General features: G+C 54.8%; 3 rRNA genes. All 3 read left to right on the plus strand.

The annotated features are described in order from the left end of the window. The first annotated feature begins 255 nt into the window (after positions 1 to 255). A 16S ribosomal RNA gene (locus RAC81_RS16915) occupies positions 256 to 1,780 on the plus strand. Positions 1,781 to 2,177: 397 nt separating this feature from the next. Next, positions 2,178 to 5,282: ribosomal RNA gene (locus RAC81_RS16920) — 23S ribosomal RNA — on the plus strand. A gap of 107 nt (positions 5,283 to 5,389) precedes the next feature. Continuing rightward, positions 5,390 to 5,506: ribosomal RNA gene (gene rrf, locus RAC81_RS16925) — 5S ribosomal RNA — on the plus strand. The 16S, 23S and 5S rRNA genes sit together here, the layout of an rRNA operon. The last annotated feature ends 11 nt before the right edge of the window (positions 5,507 to 5,517 follow it).

Genomic DNA, 5,517 nt, shown 5'->3' on the forward strand with positions numbered 1-5,517 from the left:
GGTAAGATTGAGAAGTTGCCCTTCGGGCCTGACTGTGATGGTTGGGTCGGGGGAGCGTCCGATCCTTGAGAACTCAACAGCGTGCACTTGTCAAATGCCAAATAACCTCGACTCCACTTCGGTGGGGTGAGATTCCTTTGGATCAAAGACCACTCTTTCGGGAGTGGCGATGGATAGTCAGCAATGATTTATCTCTTTGGTCAGCATCAAACTCGCTGCGTTCATCGTTTTCCCGGTGTTCGTATGCATTTCTTTTTTACGGAGAGTTTGATCCTGGCTCAGGATGAACGCTGGCGGCGTGCTTAACACATGCAAGTCGAACGGTGAACACGGAGCTTGCTCTGTGGGATCAGTGGCGAACGGGTGAGTAACACGTGAGCAACCTGCCCCTGACTCTGGGATAAGCGCTGGAAACGGCGTCTAATACTGGATACGAGTAGCGGCCGCATGGTCAGTTACTGGAAAGATTTTTTGGTTGGGGATGGGCTCGCGGCCTATCAGCTTGTTGGTGAGGTAATGGCTCACCAAGGCGTCGACGGGTAGCCGGCCTGAGAGGGTGACCGGCCACACTGGGACTGAGACACGGCCCAGACTCCTACGGGAGGCAGCAGTGGGGAATATTGCACAATGGGCGGAAGCCTGATGCAGCAACGCCGCGTGAGGGATGACGGCCTTCGGGTTGTAAACCTCTTTTAGCAGGGAAGAAGCGAAAGTGACGGTACCTGCAGAAAAAGCGCCGGCTAACTACGTGCCAGCAGCCGCGGTAATACGTAGGGCGCAAGCGTTATCCGGAATTATTGGGCGTAAAGAGCTCGTAGGCGGTTTGTCGCGTCTGCTGTGAAATCCCGAGGCTCAACCTCGGGCCTGCAGTGGGTACGGGCAGACTAGAGTGCGGTAGGGGAGATTGGAATTCCTGGTGTAGCGGTGGAATGCGCAGATATCAGGAGGAACACCGATGGCGAAGGCAGATCTCTGGGCCGTAACTGACGCTGAGGAGCGAAAGGGTGGGGAGCAAACAGGCTTAGATACCCTGGTAGTCCACCCCGTAAACGTTGGGAACTAGTTGTGGGGTCCATTCCACGGATTCCGTGACGCAGCTAACGCATTAAGTTCCCCGCCTGGGGAGTACGGCCGCAAGGCTAAAACTCAAAGGAATTGACGGGGACCCGCACAAGCGGCGGAGCATGCGGATTAATTCGATGCAACGCGAAGAACCTTACCAAGGCTTGACATATACGAGAACGGGCCAGAAATGGTCAACTCTTTGGACACTCGTAAACAGGTGGTGCATGGTTGTCGTCAGCTCGTGTCGTGAGATGTTGGGTTAAGTCCCGCAACGAGCGCAACCCTCGTTCTATGTTGCCAGCACGTAATGGTGGGAACTCATGGGATACTGCCGGGGTCAACTCGGAGGAAGGTGGGGATGACGTCAAATCATCATGCCCCTTATGTCTTGGGCTTCACGCATGCTACAATGGCCGGTACAAAGGGCTGCAATACCGCGAGGTGGAGCGAATCCCAAAAAGCCGGTCCCAGTTCGGATTGAGGTCTGCAACTCGACCTCATGAAGTCGGAGTCGCTAGTAATCGCAGATCAGCAACGCTGCGGTGAATACGTTCCCGGGTCTTGTACACACCGCCCGTCAAGTCATGAAAGTCGGTAACACCTGAAGCCGGTGGCCTAACCCTTGTGGAGGGAGCCGTCGAAGGTGGGATCGGTAATTAGGACTAAGTCGTAACAAGGTAGCCGTACCGGAAGGTGCGGCTGGATCACCTCCTTTCTAAGGAGCATCTGACGCTTCGGCGTCCAGAACCCAGATCGAAGGCATACGTTCTTCGCTGGGAGCTCATGGGTGGAACATTTGACATGCCGTCAGCGCAGCTGACTCCAGTTAGTACGGTCTTCGGATTGGGAACGGTGGGGGATGCAAGCAGGCGGCTGCACGCTGTTGGGTCCTGAGGGACCGGGCCGGCCTTCGGGCCTGACTGGACCTCTGGGCCTCTTGTTGTTTGTCCTGTGGGGCAAGTGGTGAGGGGTACCGCCCGTACTTTGAGAACTACACAGTGGACGCGAGCATCTTGCAACTGATCTTTGATCGGTTGCGCAAGATGATCTTAAAGATCATTAGTCAATCTCCATGCCTTTCGGGGTGTGGCGATCGATTCGAACTCATGTGATTTCAAGTCTTTAAGAGCAAACGGTGGATGCCTTGGCATCTGGAGCCGAAGAAGGACGTAGCAATCTGCGATAAGCCTCGGGGAACTGATAAGCAAGTTTTGATCCGAGGGTGTCCGAATGGGGAAACCCCGCTGGGCGGCGTGCCGACCTAGTGACTCCCGCCTGAATATATAGGGCGGGTAGAGGGAACGTGGGGAAGTGAAACATCTCAGTACCCACAGGAAGAGAAAGCAACCGCGATTCCGTTAGTAGTGGCGAGCGAAACCGGATCAGGCTAAACCGAGCGTGTGTGATATCCGGCAGGAGTTGCACGTTCGGGGTTGTGGGACTTTTCAGTCATTTCTGCCGAGATGGCGGCGTTACAAGAAGGTATAGACGAACGGTCTTGAAAGGCCGGTCATAGAGGGTGCCAACCCCGTAGTCGAAATGCCTTGCTTGGCGCGAAGAGTATCCCAAGTAGCACGGGGCCCGTGAAATCCCGTGTGAATCTGTCAGGACCACCTGATAAGCCTAAATACTCCCAGATGACCGATAGCGGACAAGTACCGTGAGGGAAAGGTGAAAAGTACCCCGGGAGGGGAGTGAAATAGTACCTGAAACCGTTTGCTTACAAACCGTTGGAGCACCCCTGGTAGGTGTGACAGCGTGCCTTTTGAAGAATGAGCCTGCGAGTTAGCGATATGTGGCGAGGTTAACCCGTGTGGGGTAGCCGTAGCGAAAGCGAGTCTGAATAGGGCGATTCAGTCGCATGTCCTAGACCCGAAGCGAAGTGATCTATCCATGGCCAGGCTGAAGCGACGGTAAGACGTCGTGGAGGGCCGAACCCACTTAGGTTGAAAACTGAGGGGATGAGCTGTGGATAGGGGTGAAAGGCCAATCAAACTTCGTGATAGCTGGTTCTCTCCGAAATGCATTTAGGTGCAGCGTTGCGTGTTTCTTGCCGGAGGTAGAGCTACTGGATGGCCGATGGGCCCTACAAGGTTACTGACGTCAGCCAAACTCCGAATGCCGGTAAGTGAGAGCGCAGCAGTGAGACTGTGGGGGATAAGCTTCATAGTCGAGAGGGAAACAACCCAGACCACCAACTAAGGTCCCAAAGCGCGTGCTAAGTGGGAAAGGATGTGGAGTTGCTCTGACAACCAGGAGGTTGGCTTAGAAGCAGCCACCCTTGAAAGAGTGCGTAATAGCTCACTGGTCAAGTGATTCCGCGCCGACAATGTAACGGGGCTCAAGCACGCCACCGAAGTTGTGGCATTGACATTATTGGTAGGCCTTCGTGGTCCAGCCGTGTTGATGGGTAGGAGAGCGTCGTGTGGCCAGCGAAGCGGCGGGGTAACCCAGCCGTGGAGGCTACACGAGTGAGAATGCAGGCATGAGTAGCGAAAGACGTGTGAGAAACACGTCCTCCGAAAGACCAAGGGTTCCAGGGTCAAGCTAATCTTCCCTGGGTAAGTCGGGACCTAAGGCGAGGCCGACAGGCGTAGTCGATGGACAACGGGTTGATATTCCCGTACCGGCGAAGAACCGCCCAAACTAATCCAGTAGTGCTAAGTGTCTGAATCCCACTGACTGATCCCTTCGGGGTGACGCTGTGGGCCTAGCGCACGACCCCATGCTGGTGCGGTTAGCGTATTAACAGGTGTGACGCAGGAAGGTAGTCCAAGCCAGGCGATGGTTGTCCTGGTGCAAGTGCGTAGGCCGAGTCATAGGCAAATCCGTGACTCATACAGGCTGAGACACGATGCGGATAAAAAGTGGATGATCCTATGCTGCCAAGAAAAGCATCGACGCGAGGTTCTAGCTGCCCGTACCCCAAACCGACTCAGGTGGTCAGGTAGAGAATACCAAGGAGATCGAGAGAATCGTGGTTAAGGAACTCGGCAAAATGCCCCCGTAACTTCGGGAGAAGGGGGGCCATCCACTTATACCCACTTGCTGGGAAAAGGGTGTGGTGGCCGCAGAGACTAGTGGGTAGCGACTGTTTACTAAAAACACAGGTCCGTGCCAAGTCGCAAGACGATGTATACGGACTGACGCCTGCCCGGTGCTGGAAGGTTAAGAGGACCGGTTAGCCGCAAGGCGAAGCTGAGAATTTAAGCCCCAGTAAACGGCGGTGGTAACTATAACCATCCTAAGGTAGCGAAATTCCTTGTCGGGTAAGTTCCGACCTGCACGAATGGCGTAACGACTTCCCAACTGTCTCAACCGCGAACTCGGCGAAATTGCATTACGAGTAAAGATGCTCGTTACGCGCAGCAGGACGGAAAGACCCCGTGACCTTTACTACAGCTTGGTATTGGTGTTCGGTGTGGCTTGTGTAGGATAGGTGGGAGACTGTGAAGCATGGACGCCAGTTCATGTGGAGTCATTGTTGAAATACCACTCTGGTCACTCTGGATATCTAACTTCGAACCGTAATCCGGTTCAGGGACAGTGCCTGGTGGGTAGTTTAACTGGGGCGGTTGCCTCCCAAAAAGTAACGGAGGCGCCCAAAGGTTCCCTCAACCTGGTTGGCAATCAGGTGTCGAGTGTAAGTGCACAAGGGAGCTTGACTGTGAGACTGACAGGTCGAGCAGGGACGAAAGTCGGGACTAGTGATCCGGCAGTGGCTTGTGGAAGCGCTGTCGCTCAACGGATAAAAGGTACCTCGGGGATAACAGGCTGATCTTGCCCAAGAGTCCATATCGACGGCATGGTTTGGCACCTCGATGTCGGCTCGTCGCATCCTGGGGCTGGAGTAGGTCCCAAGGGTTGGGCTGTTCGCCCATTAAAGCGGTACGCGAGCTGGGTTTAGAACGTCGTGAGACAGTTCGGTCCCTATCCGCTGCGCGCGTAGGAAGTTTGAGAGGATCTGACCCTAGTACGAGAGGACCGGGTTGGACGAACCTCTGGTGTGTCAGTTGTTCCGCCAGGAGCACCGCTGATTAGCTACGTTCGGGATGGATAACCGCTGAAAGCATCTAAGCGGGAAGCCGGCCTCAAGATGAGACTTCCATACCTTCGGGTGAGAGGCTCCCAGCCAGACTACTGGGTTGATAGGCCAGATGTGGAAGCACGGTAACGTGTGCAGCTGACTGGTACTAATAAGCCGATGACTTGATAACACACCGTTCGTTGGTGCTTGCGTCCACTGAGTGGTTCTCGATGTACGGTCGAGAACCGCATAACTAAGACTTATGTCGTTATGCAACGATTGAAACATCAATAGTGTTTCGGCGGCCATAGCGTGAGGGAAACGCCCGGTTACATTCCGAACCCGGAAGCTAAGCCTCACAGCGCCGATGGTACTGCAGGGGGGACCCTGTGGGAGAGTAGGACACCGCCGGACTCCTTTTAGAC

Source organism: Microbacterium sp. CR_7 (genome assembly GCF_041954755.1).
Taxonomy (GTDB): domain Bacteria; phylum Actinomycetota; class Actinomycetes; order Actinomycetales; family Microbacteriaceae; genus Microbacterium.